General features: G+C 58.4%; 15 protein-coding genes and 1 pseudogene. 13 read left to right on the top strand and 3 right to left on the bottom strand.

What is annotated here, in order from left to right:
* From AAAC48_RS02690 to AAAC48_RS02720, 7 genes and pseudogenes are all read left to right on the top strand, one after another.
* Window positions 1-177: pseudogene (locus AAAC48_RS02690) on the top strand (electron transfer flavoprotein subunit beta/FixA family protein); the annotation flags it as partial.
* A 20-nt stretch (window positions 178-197) separates the two neighbouring features.
* A complete protein-coding gene (locus AAAC48_RS02695; protein WP_340652690.1) occupies window positions 198-1,127 on the top strand; it encodes an electron transfer flavoprotein subunit alpha/FixB family protein in 930 nt (309 codons plus the stop codon).
* A 102-nt stretch (window positions 1,128-1,229) separates the two neighbouring features.
* Entirely contained in the window at window positions 1,230-2,111 is an 882-nt protein-coding gene (locus AAAC48_RS02700; protein ID WP_340652691.1) for a 3-hydroxybutyryl-CoA dehydrogenase, read from the top strand.
* Window positions 2,112-2,522: 411 nt separating this feature from the next.
* The gene (locus tag AAAC48_RS02705; RefSeq protein WP_340652692.1) at window positions 2,523-3,503 is read left to right on the top strand and encodes a TerC family protein; all 981 of its coding nucleotides are present in this window, start codon (window positions 2,523-2,525) and stop codon (window positions 3,501-3,503) included.
* A gap of 61 nt (window positions 3,504-3,564) precedes the next feature.
* Window positions 3,565-4,203, top strand: a complete 639-nt coding sequence (locus tag AAAC48_RS02710) for an exopolysaccharide biosynthesis protein (RefSeq protein ID WP_340652693.1) — start codon at window positions 3,565-3,567, stop codon at window positions 4,201-4,203.
* 2 nt (window positions 4,204-4,205) lie between these two features.
* On the top strand, window positions 4,206-4,682 hold the full coding sequence (locus AAAC48_RS02715) for a YaiI/YqxD family protein (RefSeq protein ID WP_340652733.1): 477 nt from the start codon (window positions 4,206-4,208) through the stop codon (window positions 4,680-4,682).
* Window positions 4,683-4,880: 198 nt separating this feature from the next.
* Window positions 4,881-6,818, top strand: a complete 1,938-nt coding sequence (locus tag AAAC48_RS02720; RefSeq protein ID WP_340652694.1) for a DEAD/DEAH box helicase — start codon at window positions 4,881-4,883, stop codon at window positions 6,816-6,818.
* A 58-nt stretch (window positions 6,819-6,876) separates the two neighbouring features.
* Here AAAC48_RS02720 and AAAC48_RS02725 read toward each other — a convergent pair whose 3' ends face one another.
* Window positions 6,877-7,557, bottom strand: a complete 681-nt coding sequence (locus tag AAAC48_RS02725) for a TlpA disulfide reductase family protein (protein ID WP_340652695.1) — start codon at window positions 7,555-7,557, stop codon at window positions 6,877-6,879.
* 34 nt (window positions 7,558-7,591) lie between these two features.
* Here AAAC48_RS02725 and argH point away from each other — a divergent pair, with 34 nt between their 5' ends.
* The 4 genes from argH to AAAC48_RS02745 all read left to right on the top strand — a co-directional run bounded on the left by argH (window position 7,592) and on the right by AAAC48_RS02745 (window position 13,589).
* Window positions 7,592-8,992, top strand: coding sequence for an argininosuccinate lyase (gene argH, locus AAAC48_RS02730; protein WP_340652696.1), 1,401 nt, complete (start codon window positions 7,592-7,594; stop codon window positions 8,990-8,992).
* Between the two features lie 229 nt (window positions 8,993-9,221).
* Window positions 9,222-9,407, top strand: a complete 186-nt coding sequence (locus AAAC48_RS02735) for a lipoprotein (RefSeq protein ID WP_340652697.1) — start codon at window positions 9,222-9,224, stop codon at window positions 9,405-9,407.
* Between the two features lie 12 nt (window positions 9,408-9,419).
* Window positions 9,420-10,685, top strand: coding sequence for a diaminopimelate decarboxylase (gene lysA / locus AAAC48_RS02740; protein ID WP_340652698.1), 1,266 nt, complete (start codon window positions 9,420-9,422; stop codon window positions 10,683-10,685).
* A 354-nt stretch (window positions 10,686-11,039) separates the two neighbouring features.
* Complete coding sequence (locus tag AAAC48_RS02745; RefSeq protein ID WP_340652699.1) at window positions 11,040-13,589, top strand: TIGR02302 family protein; 2,550 nt, start codon at window positions 11,040-11,042, stop codon at window positions 13,587-13,589.
* 82 nt (window positions 13,590-13,671) lie between these two features.
* Here the strand turns inward: AAAC48_RS02745 and hpt are convergent, their stop codons facing one another.
* Both hpt and AAAC48_RS02755 read right to left on the bottom strand, forming a co-directional pair.
* Window positions 13,672-14,208, bottom strand: coding sequence for a hypoxanthine phosphoribosyltransferase (gene hpt, locus AAAC48_RS02750; protein WP_340652700.1), 537 nt, complete (start codon window positions 14,206-14,208; stop codon window positions 13,672-13,674).
* Between the two features lie 83 nt (window positions 14,209-14,291).
* Window positions 14,292-14,597: a hypothetical protein gene (locus AAAC48_RS02755; protein WP_340652701.1), complete on the bottom strand. Its 306-nt coding sequence runs from the start codon at window positions 14,595-14,597 to the stop codon at window positions 14,292-14,294.
* A 170-nt stretch (window positions 14,598-14,767) separates the two neighbouring features.
* On the opposite strand from AAAC48_RS02755, the gene ftsE reads away from it, so the two are divergent.
* Window positions 14,768-15,427, top strand: coding sequence for a cell division ATP-binding protein FtsE (ftsE, locus tag AAAC48_RS02760; protein ID WP_112523496.1), 660 nt, complete (start codon window positions 14,768-14,770; stop codon window positions 15,425-15,427).
* Window positions 15,420-16,418, top strand: coding sequence for an ABC transporter permease (locus AAAC48_RS02765; RefSeq protein WP_340652702.1), 999 nt, complete (start codon window positions 15,420-15,422; stop codon window positions 16,416-16,418). Before ftsE ends, AAAC48_RS02765 begins: the two co-directional genes overlap by 8 nt.
* The last annotated feature ends 54 nt before the right edge of the window (window positions 16,419-16,472 follow it).

Below are 16,472 nucleotides of genomic sequence, written 5' to 3' on the forward strand. Positions count from 1 at the left end.
ATGAAGGCCAAGAAGAAGCCGCTGGACGAAAAGTCCGCAGCCGATTACGGCGTCGACACCAAGCCGCGCCTCAAGGTGCTGAAGACCGAAGAGCCGGGCGGCCGCAAGGCGGGCGTCAAGGTCAAGGATGTCGCTGAGCTCGTCAGCAAGCTGAAGAACGAAGCCGGCGTTCTCTAAGATCAGGAAAGGAACATAAAATGGCTATTCTTCTTTTTGCCGAACACGACAACGCGACCCTTTCCGACCAGACCGCCAAGGCACTGACGGCGGCGCTCGCCATCGGCTCCGACGTGCATGTGCTGGTCGCCGGCAAGGGCGCCAAGGGCGTCGCCGAGCAGGCTGCAAAGCTTGCCGGCGTCAAGAAAGTTCTCCTCGCCGACAGCCCGGAACTGGAAAACCGCCTTGCCGAGGCCAGTGCAGCGCTCATCGTTTCGCTCGCCGGCAACTACGACACGATCATTGCCGCAGCCACCACCAACGGCAAGAACATCCTGCCGCGCGTTGCAGCTCTCCTCGACGTCATGCAGGTCTCGGACATCATCGAGGTGATCGCGCCTGACACGTTCAAGCGCCCGATCTATGCGGGCAATGCCCTGCAGACCGTTCAGGCGACCGACGCCAAGAAGGTCATCACCGTGCGTACCGCAACTTTTGCGGCGGCCGGTGACGGTGGATCGGCTTCGGTGGAGAACGTTTCCGCTGCAACTGACCCGGGCCTGTCGAAGTTCGTTGAAGCCAAGCTTTCCGGCGGCGATCGTCCGGAGCTGACCTCGGCGAAGATCATCATCTCCGGTGGCCGTGCGCTCGGCTCGAGCGAGAAGTTCAAGGAAGTCATCCTTCCGGTCGCCGACAAGCTCGGCGCAGCCGTTGGTGCCTCGCGCGCCGCAGTGGATGCCGGCTATGCGCCGAATGACTGGCAGGTTGGCCAGACCGGCAAGGTGGTCGCGCCAGACCTCTACATTGCCGTCGGCATCTCCGGTGCCATCCAGCATCTGGCCGGCATGAAGGATTCGAAGGTCATCGTCGCCATCAACAAGGACGAAGAAGCCCCGATCTTCCAGGTGGCCGATTACGGTCTCGTCGGCGATCTTTTCACCATCCTGCCGGAGCTCGAAAAGGCTCTTTGAATTTAAATTCAATTTTGAAATGAAATTATCTGGCCGGGGTAGACGAACGCTACCCCGGCCATTTAGTTTGTGTGATATATAAAGAGCAAAACGGATGGAAACATGACTGGACCGATCAAAACCGTAGGCATTATAGGTGCGGGGCAAATGGGCTCGGGTATAGCCCATGTTTGCGCCTTGGCCGGATACAATGTTTTGATCCACGATCAGTCCGCCGAGCAGATCGAAAAGGGCATCGCAACCGTCAACGGCAACATGGCCCGGCAAGTTTCCCACGGCAAACTCGAAGATGCCGAGCGCGCGAAGGCCATGACGCATATTCGCCCGGCTTTGAGGATCGAGGACCTTGCCGGTGTTGATCTTGCCATAGAAGCCGCCACGGAAGACGAGACGATCAAGCGCAAGATCTTCTCCCAGCTTTGTCCCAACCTCAATCCGGAAGCGATCCTCGCCACCAACACGTCATCGATCTCGATCACCCGCCTTGCAGCGACCACGGACCGGCCGGAGCGCTTCATCGGCATCCACTTCATGAATCCCGTTCCGGTGATGAAGCTGGTCGAGCTCATTCGCGGCATCGCCACAGAAAACGTGACTTTCGAAACCGCGCGAAATTTTGTCTCCAGCCTCGACAAGACCATCACCGTTGCCGAAGATTTTCCGGCTTTCATCGTCAACCGCATTCTCTTGCCGATGATCAACGAAGCGATCTACGTGCTCTACGAGGGCGTCGGTTCGGTCGAAGCGATCGATACGGCGATGAAGCTTGGTGCAAACCACCCGATGGGCCCGTTGCAACTTGCGGATTTCATTGGCCTCGATACCTGCCTGTCGATCATGCAGGTGCTCTATGACGGTCTGGCCGATTCGAAATACCGCCCCTGCCCGCTTCTCGTCAAATATGTCGAAGCCGGCTGGCTCGGACGCAAGGCCGGACGCGGTTTTTACGACTATCGCGGCGAGCATCCGGTCCCCACTCGGTAATCCAGACGCGGGCACAAATATCGATGCCGATTATCTCTCCCCTTGTGGGAGAGAATGGATTTTCTTGGATTTGGCCTCTTTGCTAATCCTTAGAAAATCCAAGTGAGAGATAATCGGCGGAAGCAAATCCCTCTCTTGTGATTTCTAAGCACTTGGCAAGAGCTAAGATGCTGAAATCGCATTTCCCCCCTCAAGCGGGGAGATAGATCGGGCTCTGCGCAGCGCCGCCGGTAGCAACACCTACCTACCCATCACCCCAAAATTTTATTTCTTATCAAGTCCTTGCATTGGTCGCTGCCACTCCCCAACTGAGGCAGAATTGCAGCACCGGGCCCCTCTGGCGGGAGTTACCGGCTCTCTCGTGATGTCGGAGCTGTAATCTTGAACCGATGCCGGCGGATCTTTTTCAACATGGAGCTTCTGTTTTCTGATGCCATGGGCAAGCCCCTGTGGATGTGGCTTGGCTTTTTTGCCCTTGTCCTTGTTCTTCTCGTCCTCGACCTGGGCGTTCTCAATCGAAAAAATCATGACATAGGCATGCGCCAGAGCCTCCTGCTCTCGGCGTTCTATATAAGTCTTGGCGTCGCCTTTGGCGGCTTCATCTGGTGGGAACTCGGCCACGAGGCCGGGATGCAGTACCTGACCGGCTTCGTCGTCGAGAAAAGCCTTGCGATGGATAATATCTTCGTCATCGCCATGATCTTCGGCTACTTCGCCATTCCCAAACAATTCCAGCACCGGGTGCTCGTCTACGGTATCCTCGGCGTTGTCATACTTCGCGGCATCATGATTGCGGCAGGTGCTGCCATCGTCGAGGAATATGAATGGGTGCTCTACCTCTTCGCAGCGTTCCTGATTTTCACCGGCATTCGAATGCTGATGGCCGGGGAAGGTGAATTCGACGTCTCGGCCAATCCCGTCTTCAAGTTCATGAATAAACGGTTCCGCGTCACGAAAGAGTTGCATGGTCAGAAATTCATCATCAGGCGGACAGATCCGCTCACAATGAAGCGGCAGACCTGGATTACGCCGCTGCTGCTGGCGCTGGTCATGGTCGAGCTTGCCGACGTGATTTTTGCCGTCGACTCGATCCCGGCGATCTTCGCCATCACCACCGATCCTTACCTCGTCTTCACCTCTAATATCTTTGCCATTCTTGGCCTGCGTGCCTTATATTTCGCGCTCGCCAGCCTCATCCATCGCTTCATCTATCTGAAATATGCGCTGTCGCTGGTTCTGGTTTTCATTGGCGGAAAGATATTCGTCGCTGACGCTTTGGGACTGGCAAAGATACCGCCAATGTGGTCACTGTCGATTACGCTGGGCATTCTGCTTGCCGGTATTCTCAGTTCCCTTTGGAAGACACGGCGTGAGCAGACGGAACCCGCGTAAATGATGGAGGCAGCGCTTCCAGCCGCAGAAAGGGGATGACCCCATCAAACGGGAGGACGAAATGAACGCAGACGGAACACCGTCCGATTGGGATCCTTCGGGTGACCCGAACGCACGGCGCCTGTCTCGTGTTCTCGTTCAGCTTGGTGAGACAACGGCGAAGAGGATATCGTTAGACAATATCCTCTTCGCTCTGTCCGAGCGCAGTTTTGGAGCGTTGATGATCCTGTTTTCGGCGCTCAATCTGTTACCCCTCCCACCGGGCTCATCGACGATTTTCGGCATTCCGCTGGTTCTCCTATCTGTGCAGATGCTGATTGGACTGGAGAATCCATGGTTTCCGCCCTTCATGCGGCAGAAGTCGATGCACATCGAGACCTATCGCACTTTTATCGCCAAGCTCGAACCGGTTCTCATTCGCTTTGAGAAACTGGCCCGTCCTCGCTACTGGCTCTTTCCACAGATCATCATCGAGCGTGTCGTCGGCATCGTGGCGCTGTCGATGTCGCTGATCGTCATCCTGCCGATCCCGCTGATCAATCAGATGCCCGCGCTCAGCATTATTATGCTGTCGATCGGCCTTGGCGAACAGGACGGCGTCTGGCTCGGCACCGGACTTCTGGTAGCAGCACTTGCCGCCGGTATCGCGATCGGACTTGGTGCTTCAGTCGGCCTCGCCGCCCTGCATATTTTTGGTTGACCATGGCAGAACAGAAGAAAATCACAATCTACGTCGACGCCGACGCCTGTCCGGTAAAAGCGGAAATCTATCGCGTGGCTGAGAGATATAGTGTGAAAGTGTTCGTCGTTTCCAATTCCATGATGGCAATTCCTCGCGATCCAATGATCGAGCGGGTGATCGTCAGCGACGGGTTCGATGCCGCCGACAACTGGATCGCCGAGCGCGTCTCCCGCGGCGATGTCGTGGTGACGGCGGATATTCCGCTCGCCAGCCGCTGCGTCAAAGCCGGGGCCGACGCCATTTCGCCGTCGGGGCGCGCCTTTACCGAAGCCTCGATCGGCAACACCCTCGCAACCCGCAACCTGATGGATGAGCTACGTTCCGCGGGGCAAATTACTGGCGGCCCGCGCCCCTTTTCACCCAAAGACCGTTCGAGCTTTCTGTCGGCGCTCGACCTCGCTATCGTGCGGTTGAAACGTGCGGGCTTTACCACCTGAACCAACTTCCTGGCATATACGTTGTGCATGGCACAACGAATTTGCAAAGCTCCCGTGCAATTACCCTACGCACCTCGCCATTGACGAAATGCGCTATAACCTCTACGAGAGCGCAACAAAGCTATTTGCGTGCCGCTCGTGCTCCCATTGACGCCGAGCCCAAAACACCAGCCCAAACACGTACTTGAAAGTTCATTAATGACTATTTTCGATTCTATCGCCCCGGCGCTGTCCGGTGCATTGGCAGCCCGTGGGTATGAGACCTTGACGCCGGTACAGACCGCCGTCCTGGCGCCCGAGGCGGCAAGCGCGGACCTTCTCGTCTCGGCGCAGACCGGCTCTGGCAAGACCGTCGCCTTCGGTATTGCCATAGCGCCGACGCTGCTCGAAGGCACGGATCGCTTTCCATCCATCGGCGCGCCCTACGCGCTCGTTATCGCCCCGACACGCGAACTTGCGTTGCAGGTGCGGCGCGAGTTGGAGTGGCTCTACGAGCAGACAGGCGCGCGCATTGCCTCCTGTGTCGGCGGCATGGACATGACCAAGGAACGCCGTGCGCTTGCCCAGGGCGCGCATATCGTCGTTGGCACGCCCGGCCGTCTGCGCGATCACATCACCCGCGGCTCACTCGACATGAAGGAACTGCGCGCGGTCGTACTCGACGAAGCCGACGAGATGCTCGACCTCGGCTTCCGCGAAGACCTTGAATTCATCCTCGGCGAAGCACCGGAAGACCGCCGTACGCTGATGTTCTCGGCAACGGTGCCTAAACCCATCGCCCAGCTCGCCAAGCAGTTCCAGAACAATGCCTTGCGTATTTCCGCAACGAATGACCGGGAACAGCACAGCGACATCGAATATCACATCATGCCGGTGGCGCCGCGCGAGCGCGAAAACGCCATCATCAATGCGCTGCTTTTTTACGATGCGCAGAACACCATCATCTTCGGCTCGACCCGCGAGGCGGTGAAGCACCTGACGAGCCGCCTGTCCAATCGGGGCTTCTCGGTTGTCTCGCTGTCGGGCGAATTGAGTCAGGCCGAACGCACAAATGCCTTGCAGGCGATGCGCGACGGCCGTGCACGGGTTTGCGTTGCCACCGACGTTGCCGCGCGCGGCATCGATCTGCCCAATCTCGATCTCGTCATTCATGCGGATCTCCCCAACAATTCCGAGACGCTGCTGCATCGCAGCGGCCGTACCGGACGCGCTGGCCGCAAGGGCATTTGCGTTCTGATCGTGCCGCCATCACGCCGCCGCACTGCCGAGCGCCTGCTGCAAGGAGCGAAACTTGCGACGACCATGGTACCGCCACCGGACGCGGCTGCCATCAACAAGCGCAACCACGACCGCATTCTCAACGATCCTTCCCTGACGGAAGTCATTGGCGAGGATGAAGCCGGCTATGTAACCGAGCTGCTGAGCCTGCACTCCCCCGAACAGATCGCTGCCGCCTATCTGCGCCAGCAGATGGCCGCGCGCCCTGCTCCGGAGGAACTCTCGAGCACGCCGTCGCATGTACTCGAACCCATGCGCGATTCGGGCCGCAAGGGCCGGTTTGAAGATCGCCCGGAACGGGGCGAGCGCGCACCGCGCAGCGGGCGGTTCGAAGAGTTCGAGAGCGGCGCCTGGTTCTCCTTGAGCGTCGGGCGCAAGCAGCGCGCCGAGCCACGCTGGCTGCTGCCGCTGATCTGCAAGGCCGGCGATATCACCAAGACGGATGTCGGCTCGATCAAGATTCTGGAAACGGAAACCCGGTTTGAAATCACTGCCAGCAAAGCCGACGATTTCATGGCGCGCATCAAGCAGTACGGTACCGGCGAAAAGGGCGTGAACATCACCCGCAGCGAAGGCCCAGGTTCTTCCTCGCCGCGTCGCGAAGGCGGCGATTACAAGGGCAAGAAGAACTTCGGCGAGAAGCGCGAATGGGACGACCGCAAGCCCCGTTTCCGCGACGACAAGCCGAAATCGGATTGGGCCGCCAAGCCGGCCAAGGCGAAGCCGGAAGGCTGGACCACAGAAAAGCCTGAAAAACCGAAGAAAATACCTAAAGAACGCAAACCAGGCGAACTGCATGGCTTTGAGAAATACAAAGCCAAGAAGGCGAAGAAAGCCGCAGCAGGAGGAGCTGAGTAATTCAGCGCGTTCGCATGATCTAAGAAAGCCTCATCCCCGGATGGGGCTTTTTTCATGCCTAGTTCGTGGCCCTCGCTGCATCGATGAAGCGGGCGGCATCATCGCTCGACCAGTCCGCCGGTCCATTCATGGCCGCAATCTGGCAGCCTTCCTTATCGACCAGCATGGTCACTGGAAGGCCAAATGCCAGGTTCTTGCGTTTCAGATCATTGAACACACCCATTGAAGGATCGCGATAGAGTTGCAGTGATTTGACACCGATCTCACTCAGGAAGGCCTTGGGCTTTGCATCGTCGCCCGTATCGATATTGACCGTCACGACCTGAAAATCATCACCGCCCTTCTTGGTCTCCAGCGCATCGAGCGCCGGCATTTCCTCGCGGCATGGCAGGCACCATGTCGCCCAGAGATTGACCAGCAGCGTCTTGCCCTTGAAATCCACCAGCCGGACCGGCTTTCCATCGGGCCCGGTGAACGTCAGCTCCGACATCGACTGCGGTACATCGGCTCCGCGCATCGCCGCAACCGCCCCTGTCGCCGCCCTATCGATCTTCTTGGCTGCGTCGGTTTTATTCGTGCACTGGTCGGAAGGGTTTGTGCTGGCGACAATATTGCCAGAGGGCCGCTCCATCACGTATACCGCAACCGCACCAGCAATGATCCCTGCAAGACCTGCAAGAAGGATGATCTTCCTGCTCACGTTTCGTGGCGATTTCTGTATCTGGTAGCCGTCAGTCATTTCTACTCTTTTCGCTTCTCACCCAAGGCGCATCATGTCCGACAAGAAGAACAGCAATGAAATGTGGGGAGGCCGCTTTGCCTCCGGTCCCGCCGCGATCATGGAAGAAATCAATGCTTCCATCGGCTTTGACCAAAAACTCTACGCCCAGGACATTCAGGGTTCGCTTGCCCATGCTGCCATGCTTGCCAAGACCGGCATAATTGCGGCGGAGGATCACGACAAGATCGCAAATGGGCTGAACACGATATTGTCAGAAATCGAGAGCGGAAAGTTCACATTCTCACGCAAACTTGAAGACATTCACATGAATGTCGAATCGCGCCTGGCCGAACTGATCGGCGCGTCCGCTGGCCGGTTGCACACGGCCCGCTCGCGCAATGATCAAGTTGCAGTCGATTTCCGCCTCTGGGTGAAGGCGGAATTCGAGAAGACAGCCATCGCGCTGAAACAGCTCATCGAAGCCTTCCTGCAACGCGCCGAAGAGCACGCCGCAACGCTGATGCCCGGCTTCACCCATCTCCAGACGGCCCAGCCTGTCACGTTCGGCCATCACTGCATGGCTTATGTCGAAATGTTCGGCCGTGATTTGGGCCGTGTCAGAAACGCGACCCGCCGCATGGACGAGTCGCCGCTCGGGGCGGCCGCCCTCGCCGGCACCGGCTTCCCGATTGATCGCCACATGACCGCCAAGGCCCTCGGTTTCCGCGAACCGACCCGCAACTCGCTCGACAGTGTATCCGACCGCGACTACGCGCTCGAGTTCCTGTCGACCGCCGCGATCACCGCGACGCATCTGTCGCGGCTTGCGGAAGAAATCGTCATCTGGTCGACCCCGCAATTCGGTTTCGTGCGCCTGTCAGACAGTTTCTCGACCGGTTCTTCCATCATGCCGCAGAAGAAGAATCCCGACGCAGCCGAGCTCGTGCGCGCCAAGACCGGGCGCATCACCGGATCGCTCGTCGGTCTCTTGACTGTGATGAAAGGCCTGCCGCTGACCTATTCCAAGGACATGCAGGAAGACAAGGAAGCCGTCTTCGATGCCGCCGAAACGTTGGAACTCGCCATCGCGGCCATGACCGGCATGGTGGGCGACATGACCATCAACACGGCTGCCATGAAGAAAGCCGCGGGCTCCGGCTATTCCACCGCGACCGATCTCGCCGACTGGCTTGTGCGCGAACTCGGCCTGCCCTTCCGCGAGGCGCATCATGTGACCGGGCGCGCCGTCGCGCTGGCCGAGCAGAAGAAATGCGATCTCGGCAAACTGTCGCTTCAAGACCTGCAGCAGATCCACGCCGGCATTACCGATGCGGTGTTCGGCTATCTGACCATCGACAAATCCGTGCGCAGCCGCAAATCCTTTGGCGGCACGGCGCCTGAACAGGTTCGCCGGCAGGTCAAATTCTGGCAAAAGCGCATCGCGAAGTTGTAAAAAGCACGACCCCTTGCCCTCCTCCTTGTGGGGAGGGAAGGAGCGAAGCGACAGGGAGGGGTCTTGTTGACTATAAAAGGCCCCTCCCACTGCTTGCAGCCGCCCTCCCCACAACGGAGAGGATAAGGCAGACGGCATCGGCTAATAGAGCATCAATGAGAACCCTTCCATATGAACCCTTCATGCTCTAGACAAAGCAGAACCCATTCGGACGACAGGATCAATATCTATGACAAGCCGTTCTTTTATGACGACAATTCTGATGGCCGTTGCGATTGTGAGCGCCGTTTCGGCCTGTGGCCGCAAGGGGCCGCTCGAACCGCCGCCGGCTTCCGTCACTTCGATGCCCGGCGAACCGAAACAGGCAACCCCGCCGGCTCCGGACAAGCGTTTCATTCTCGACCCGTTGATTTAGGCTGATTTTTACGTGAACCATTTCGATTACAAGGACGGTGTCCTTCACGCCGAGGGCGTCAGCATTCCCGATATCGCCAAGGCGGTCGGGACACCCTTCTATTGCTACTCGACAGCGACCATAGAACGCCATTTCAAGGTGTTTTCGGCCGCTTTTGCCGAGATGGACGCGCTGGTCTGTTATGCCCTCAAGGCCAATTCCAATCAGGCCGTCCTGAAAACACTGGCGCGCCTTGGTTCCGGTGCCGATGTCGTTTCTGAAGGCGAATTGCGCCGGGCGCTGGCTGCGGGCATACCTGCAAACAAGATCGTTTTCTCCGGCGTCGGCAAAAAGCCCGGCGAAATGGACTATGCCCTGGCTGCTGGCATCCACTGTTTCAATGTCGAGTCCGAGCCCGAGCTTGCGCTTTTGTCGAGCCGTGCCGTCGCAGCCGGCAAGATCGCGCCGGTCTCCCTGCGCATCAATCCTGACGTTGACGCCAAGACCCATAAGAAGATCTCGACCGGCAAATCCGAGAACAAGTTTGGTATTCCGCTAGCCAAGGCGAGTACGGTCTATGCGCACGCCGCCAGGCTGCCCGGCCTCAAGATCGTCGGCGTCGACATGCATATCGGCAGCCAGATCACCGACCTTGAACCTTTCGACAATGCCTTCCGGCTTCTCGCGGAGTTCGTGGCGCAGCTGAAGGCTGACGGCCATGACATCAAGCATGTCGACCTTGGCGGCGGCCTCGGCATTCCCTACCACTTCGACAACAACCCGCCGCCCCTGCCCGATGCCTATGCGCAGATCGTCGCCAGGCACATCAAGCCGCTCGGCCTGAAAACCATTTTTGAGCCGGGGCGCCTCATCTCCGGCAATGCCGGTATCCTCGTCTGCGAGGTCATTTTCCTCAAGGAAGGCCATGCCCGGAACTTTATCATCGTCGACGCGGCAATGAATGACCTGATCCGGCCGACGCTCTATGACGCCTTCCACACGATCCGCCCGGTGATCGAGCCGGCCGCCACGCATCCCCGCATTCGCGGCGATGTTGTCGGTCCCGTATGCGAAACGGGTGATTACCTCGGACTTGACCGTGACCTGCCGCGCCCTGCGCCCGGCGATCTCATCGCCATTGGAACGGCTGGTGCCTATGGTGCCGTCCAGGCTGGCACCTACAATACGCGCTTGCTCGTGCCCGAGGTTCTGGTCAATGGCGACCGGTTCCATGTGGTCCGTCCACGCACGACCTATGAGGAGCTGATCGGTCTCGATTCCATTCCTGAGTGGCTTTAGCACACGCCGGACTTATCACCCCCCTTGTGGGGGCCGAAGGCGGGCGAGACCCGTGGCTCGCCTCTGTTGCGATTTCAGCATCTTAGCTCTTGTTAAGTCCTAGAAATCGCAAGAGAGGGGATAAACACCCTCAGCGCTCTCTTGGGTTTTCTAAGGATTCAGCAAGGGCCAAACCCAAGAAAATCCTTTCTCTCCCGCAAGGGGAGAGATCATCGGCATCATCTGTCCGCAATGAAACTGTCTTTCTTTACACAAAACTATGATCGAGTTTTTGCCCTAAGGTCTCGCCTTTGCCATGATGAATGGTATTGTTATGAGGGCTGACACTGTCGATGTCAGCGAAATGGAGTGCGCATGACCGGTCAACACCCCGACAACCGGGACGAGACAAGGCTCAGATTCGATATTTTCAGGAGTATCGATCGCCTCCGTTTGTCGGCATGGCTGACCGTCGTATTGGAGCGTCTGTGGCCGCTCCTGCTGCCGCTTTTGCTGACTATCGCTATCTTCCTCTGCCTGTCATGGTTCGGCATTTTCCGGATGATTCCGGATTTCCTGCGGCTCGGATTGCTCGGACTGTTCATTCTGGCGGTCCCGGCCTGCCTTTACCTCCTGTCAAAATTCCGTCTGCCCGGACATACGGAAATCAGCAGGCGGCTTGAAGAAGTCAACACCCTCGACCACCAGCCGATCAGTGTGCAGTCGGAAGGGCTGGCCACCAATGCGGATGATCCTTTCGCACAGGCCCTGTGGGAAGAACATCGCAAGCGCATGGCCGAACGCATCAGGGATTTGAAGAGCGGACCGCCACAAACCCGTGTCCCGGAGCACGATCCGTGGGGACTGCGCGCAGTCGTCGGACTTCTTCTTGTCGTTGCATTTGCGTTTTCGGGTGGTCCGCTCGGCGGCCACCTCAGCGACGTTTTCCGCAGTCACGGCAGGAGCGACGCCATCCCGCCCCGCATCGATGCCTGGGTAAATCCGCCGCGCTATACGGGGCGCGCCCCACTGTTCCTGACGTCGGCCGCCAGTACCGATGAAAAACAATTCACCATCCCGCAGGACAGCACGCTCATCATCCGCATCATCGGCGGCAGCGGATATGAAACAGCCACACTGGCTTCCAGCGATGGCGAGGCGACCGACTTTGCCCCCGTAAAGGAACAGGGAGCGACGGAAGACGCGGCGGCGGCCAAGAGCAAGCCCCGAAACTTTGAAGTCCGTCTCACCGCCGACAGCACCGTTACACTTTATGATGATGGCACCGCGCGCTCCACATGGTCATTCACTGTCATCCCCGACCAGCCGCCCTCGATCCGGTTTACCAAGGACCCTACCAGCGCCGCGAACGGGACGATGGAAGTTTTCTACGAGCTGAAGGATGACTATGGCGCTTCGAGCGCTCTTGCGCGGATTGAACAGGCAGTGCCCGCCGACAAAGACGCACGGCCCCTCTTTAAAGCACCGGATTTGCCTCTTGCGTTACCCCGTCGCGGTGAACAGCCAAAAGAGATGAAGACGACAAAGGACCTCACTGAGCACCCTTGGGCCGGTTCCGAAATTCATATGACCCTGATGGCTACCGACGACGCCAAACAGGAAGCGAGCAGCGAAACGAGGACGCTTGTCATGCCGGAACGGCCCTTCGCCAATCCATTGGCACGGGCAGTCGTGGAACAGCGCCGCATCCTGGCTCTCGATGCCAATGCGAAGCCTGATGTGCTGAACACCTTGGACGCCATCACCCTGTGGCCGGAAGAGACGATCAAGAACGCCTCGCATTATCTCGCCCTGCGCAGCGTTCGCTCACGCCTCAATCTGGCGCGCAGCGATGATCAGTTGCGCGAAGTCGTCGCTTATATGTGGCAGGTTGCGCGCGGCATCGAGGACGGCGCCTTGTCCGACGCAGAACGCCGGCTTCGCGAAGCGCAGGAAGCGCTGAAACAGGCGCTGGAAAGGGGCGCAAGCCAGGAGGAGATCGAAAAGCGCATGGCGGAACTGCGCAGCGCGATGAATGAATATTTGCGTGAATTCGCCCAGAAGGCACAAAAGAACCCGAATATGGCGCACATGCCCAACCCCAATGTGATGGAGCTTCGGCAGGAAGATATCAACCGCATGCTGGATCAGATCGAGGATCTGGCCAAGCAAGGGTCAAAGGACCAGGCCCAGCAGCTGCTGTCGGAACTCGAAAATATGCTGAACAATCTGCAGGCCGGCCAGAACCAGCAGGGGCAGAACAGCCAGCAAGGCGCGATGAAGCAGCAGATGGACAAGCTTGGCGACTTGATGCGGCGCCAGAAGCAAATGATGAACGAGACCCACAGGCTCGAACAGCAGCGCCAGAACGGCATGCAACAGGATTACGGACAAAATCAGCAAGGCAAGCAGGGTCAGATGTCCGAAGAGGATATCGCCAAGGCTTTGCGCGGGCTGCAGGAGGGACAGAATAAGCTTCAGTCAGACCTCGACCAAATGATGAAGGACTTGCAAGGCCTTGGAATCAAACCAGGCAAGGATTTCGGCGAAGCAGGCAAATCCATGGGCGAGGCTGGACAATCGCTTGGCGAAGCCGATGGCGGCCAGGCCCTGGATCAGCAGAGCAATGCGCTTGATGCCTTGCGCCGCGGCGGTCAGGACATGATGAAGCAGATGCAGCAGGCGATGAGCCAGGACGGACAGACCGGCCAGGGCGGTCAACGGCAGAATGGCCGTTTCGACCCGCTCGGCCGGCCGCAAAACAACGAGGGCGGACCCGGACCAGAGCGCAACGATATGCTGCCGAAGGATGTCGATATCCAGCGCGCCCGCCAAATTCTTGAAGAGATCCGCCGCCGCCTCGGCAATGCGCTCAGCCCACAGATGGAAAAAGACTATCTGGAACGGCTGCTGAAGTTTGATTGAGACGCCCCCTGCTGCCGAGAAGGCCCCTCCCTGCTGCTTCCCTACAAGGGGAATGGTAAAGACGGCTAACCTTGTGTGTTCTCTAATCCACGACCACGCCGACATAAGGCAATTGCCGGAAGGAATGGCCGACATCCATGCCGTACCCGACGACGAAATAGTCCGGGCATTCAAAGCCTTTGAAATCGGCCTCGATATCCGTCTTGCGCTTCACGCTCTTGTCGAGAAGGACCGCAATGGAAACGCTGCGCGCACCGCGCTCCAGCATCAGTTCACGGGTGAACTTCAGGGTCTTTCCTGATTCCAGAATATCGTCGATGAGAAGGACATCGCGCCCATGCACATCGCTGTCAATATCACGCAGCAGGCGGACCTCGCCGCTTTCAGTTCCCTTGCCGTAACTTGAAACTGTGATGAATTCGACATCCGGCTCCGCCCCGGCATCATGCATGGCCCGGATCAGGTCGGCCGCGAAAATGAATGACCCCTTGAGGATCGAAATCACCAGTAGGTTCTGAAAATTGCGTGCGACGATCGCCTTGGCGAGTTCGAGATTGCGATCAGCGATGGTCTCCGCACTGAAGAGAACTTCGATATTTTTTCCGCCGACCTTTGGCATGCGCGCGTTCCTGATTGTCATTAGGGAATGGAAGAGGCTGCTATAGCCCGATCCAAGCCCAAAAAGCAAAAGCTGATCGCGATTTAGTTCCTTGCCGTGAACAGCGTGTGGCCGCCGGTGATCCAGAACGCGGAAAGGGCAACCAGTGCAACGAAGAGCCAATAGCCGAAGCCCGGCATCTTGCCTTGCGTCTTTTCGGAACGTTGCAGGATTGTGATCTTGCTGTCGCCTGGCAACGGGCGCTCTACGGGCCTTTCAGTTGCCATGTTGTCCGCGGACAACATGATGGTCTCGAAACAGGCTTCCTCTGCGCAGGCCCTGTCAAAGGCCTTTGTTGTGAGGATATTCGCATCGTTCTTGCCTGCCGATGCTCTCGATTGCGCTATCACACAGTTTTCCGATCATCGTGCCTTGTTGCAGTCATGTTTCTCCGAATCATGCAGCGGAGGCTAGCCCACAAAAATTAATGTTTCGGCTGCTGACGAGTGACGTTTGATGGGTGGTCAAATCTGTCCGCGCAAAATAAAACACACGTGGACACGAGATTGGAAAATTACGCTTGATTCGTTTTGAGAATGTCGGTTTGCGGTACGGGATGGGCCCGGAGGTTCTGCGTGATGTCAGCCTCCATATTTCGCCGCGATCGTTCCAGTTCCTGACCGGGCCTTCGGGTGCCGGCAAAACCTCGCTGCTGCGCCTGTTGTTCATGACGCTGAAGCCGACGCGCGGTCTGATCAACGTCTTTGGCAAGGATATTGCGACGATCTCATCGAAGGAAATGCCGCTGCTGCGTCGCCGTATCGGCGTGGTCTTCCAGGATTTCCGCCTGCTCGACCACATGACCACCTATCAGAATGTTGCGTTGCCGCTGCGTGTGCGCGGCAAGGAGGAGGCAACCTACCGCGCCGAGGTCGAGGAACTGCTGGATTGGGTCGGCCTCGGTGAGCGCATGCATGTGCTGCCACCAGTCCTGTCCGGCGGCGAGAAGCAGCGCGCGGCCATTGCCCGCGCCTTGATCGATCAGCCGGAAATCCTTCTGGCGGACGAGCCAACCGGCAATGTCGATCCTCCGCTCGCGAGGCGGCTCTTGCGGCTTTTCGGCGAGTTGAACCGCTCCGGCACGGCCGTGGTCATCGCGACCCACGACCTGACACTCATGGACCAGATCAACGCCAGGCGCATGATTCTCGATCAGGGGAGGCTCGACATCTATGATTGATGCCGCCCGCCTCAAGGATATGGCGCTGGATCTCGTCGGAAGGGCCGTGGAGCTGGTACGCGGCAAGAGCGGCCAGGCACCGATCGTTCCGGCTGGCAATGTCGTTGGTCATGCCCTGATGATCGTCATTGCCATCATGACCTTCCTCGCCTGCCTCACCATCGGTGCCGTCAGCCTTGTCCAGTCGACGGCCGCCACCTGGCAGAGCCAGATTTCGACCGAGGCGACGATCCAGATCCGGCCTGTCGAAGGCCAGGACATGGAAGCTCTGCTGAACCAGGCGAGTACGATCGCGCAAGGCTTTTCCGGCGTGAAATCCACCCGCATCATCGATCGCGCTGCCACTGCGCGGCTGTTGGAGCCCTGGCTTGGCACTGGCCTCGATATCGACGAATTGCCGGTACCGCGCCTCGTCGTTGTTACGCTCGATGAAGCCTCGCCGCCCGATTTTTCCGCCATCCGCAGTGCGCTGGTCAAGGACGTTCCCGGCGCAAGTTTCGACGATCACCGCGCTTGGGTCGACCGGCTCGTTTCGATGGCGCGCTCGACGGTTCTCATCGGCATGGCCGTGCTCGGGCTGGTCATCGCTGCAACGGTCCTGACCGTGATCTTTGCCACGCGCGGCGCAATGGCCGGCAATGAACATATCATCGAGGTGCTGCATTTCATCGGCGCTGAACAGAAATTCGTCGCCCGCCAGTTCGAGCGACACTTCTTCTGGACCGCCATGAAAGGCGCACTTTGCGGCGGCGCTCTTGCCATGGCAATTTTCCTGGGCATTGCCTGGTGGTCTTCCCGTAACCTGGCGACGCCCGAGGCCGATCAGGCAACGGCGCTCTTCGGCAATTTTTCCATTGGATCCGGCGGTTATACCGGCGTCGTTCTGATCATACTGGCGGTAAGCGTTCTGACCATGATCACGACGAGAATGACAGTCATAGCGCATTTGAGACAGGTGGACGGACGGTCACGGGCAAGTCACGAAACGTAAGTTCTTTCCGTTTATTTTGATACTATGGATTTCACAAAAGCTCCGGCACAGCTG

It is taken from the genome of Phyllobacterium sp., from assembly GCF_037994405.1.
Lineage (GTDB): Bacteria > Pseudomonadota > Alphaproteobacteria > Rhizobiales > Rhizobiaceae > Phyllobacterium.

Bases quoted from the DNA above. Each gene is read 5' to 3' on its own strand.
- AAAC48_RS02695 (WP_340652690.1), top strand. From the start codon at position 198: ATGGCTATTCTTCTTTTTGCCGAACACGACAACGCGACCCTTTCCGAC.
- AAAC48_RS02700 (WP_340652691.1), top strand. From the start codon at position 1,230: ATGACTGGACCGATCAAAACCGTAGGCATTATAGGTGCGGGGCAAATG.
- AAAC48_RS02705 (WP_340652692.1), top strand. From the start codon at position 2,523: ATGGAGCTTCTGTTTTCTGATGCCATGGGCAAGCCCCTGTGGATGTGG.
- AAAC48_RS02710 (WP_340652693.1), top strand. From the start codon at position 3,565: ATGAACGCAGACGGAACACCGTCCGATTGGGATCCTTCGGGTGACCCG.
- AAAC48_RS02715 (WP_340652733.1), top strand. From the start codon at position 4,206: ATGGCAGAACAGAAGAAAATCACAATCTACGTCGACGCCGACGCCTGT.
- AAAC48_RS02720 (WP_340652694.1), top strand. From the start codon at position 4,881: ATGACTATTTTCGATTCTATCGCCCCGGCGCTGTCCGGTGCATTGGCA.
- AAAC48_RS02725 (WP_340652695.1), bottom strand. From the start codon at position 7,557: ATGACTGACGGCTACCAGATACAGAAATCGCCACGAAACGTGAGCAGG.
- argH (WP_340652696.1), top strand. From the start codon at position 7,592: ATGTCCGACAAGAAGAACAGCAATGAAATGTGGGGAGGCCGCTTTGCC.
- AAAC48_RS02735 (WP_340652697.1), top strand. From the start codon at position 9,222: ATGACAAGCCGTTCTTTTATGACGACAATTCTGATGGCCGTTGCGATT.
- AAAC48_RS02745 (WP_340652699.1), top strand. From the start codon at position 11,040: ATGACCGGTCAACACCCCGACAACCGGGACGAGACAAGGCTCAGATTC.
- hpt (WP_340652700.1), bottom strand. From the start codon at position 14,208: ATGCCAAAGGTCGGCGGAAAAAATATCGAAGTTCTCTTCAGTGCGGAG.
- AAAC48_RS02765 (WP_340652702.1), top strand. From the start codon at position 15,420: ATGATTGATGCCGCCCGCCTCAAGGATATGGCGCTGGATCTCGTCGGA.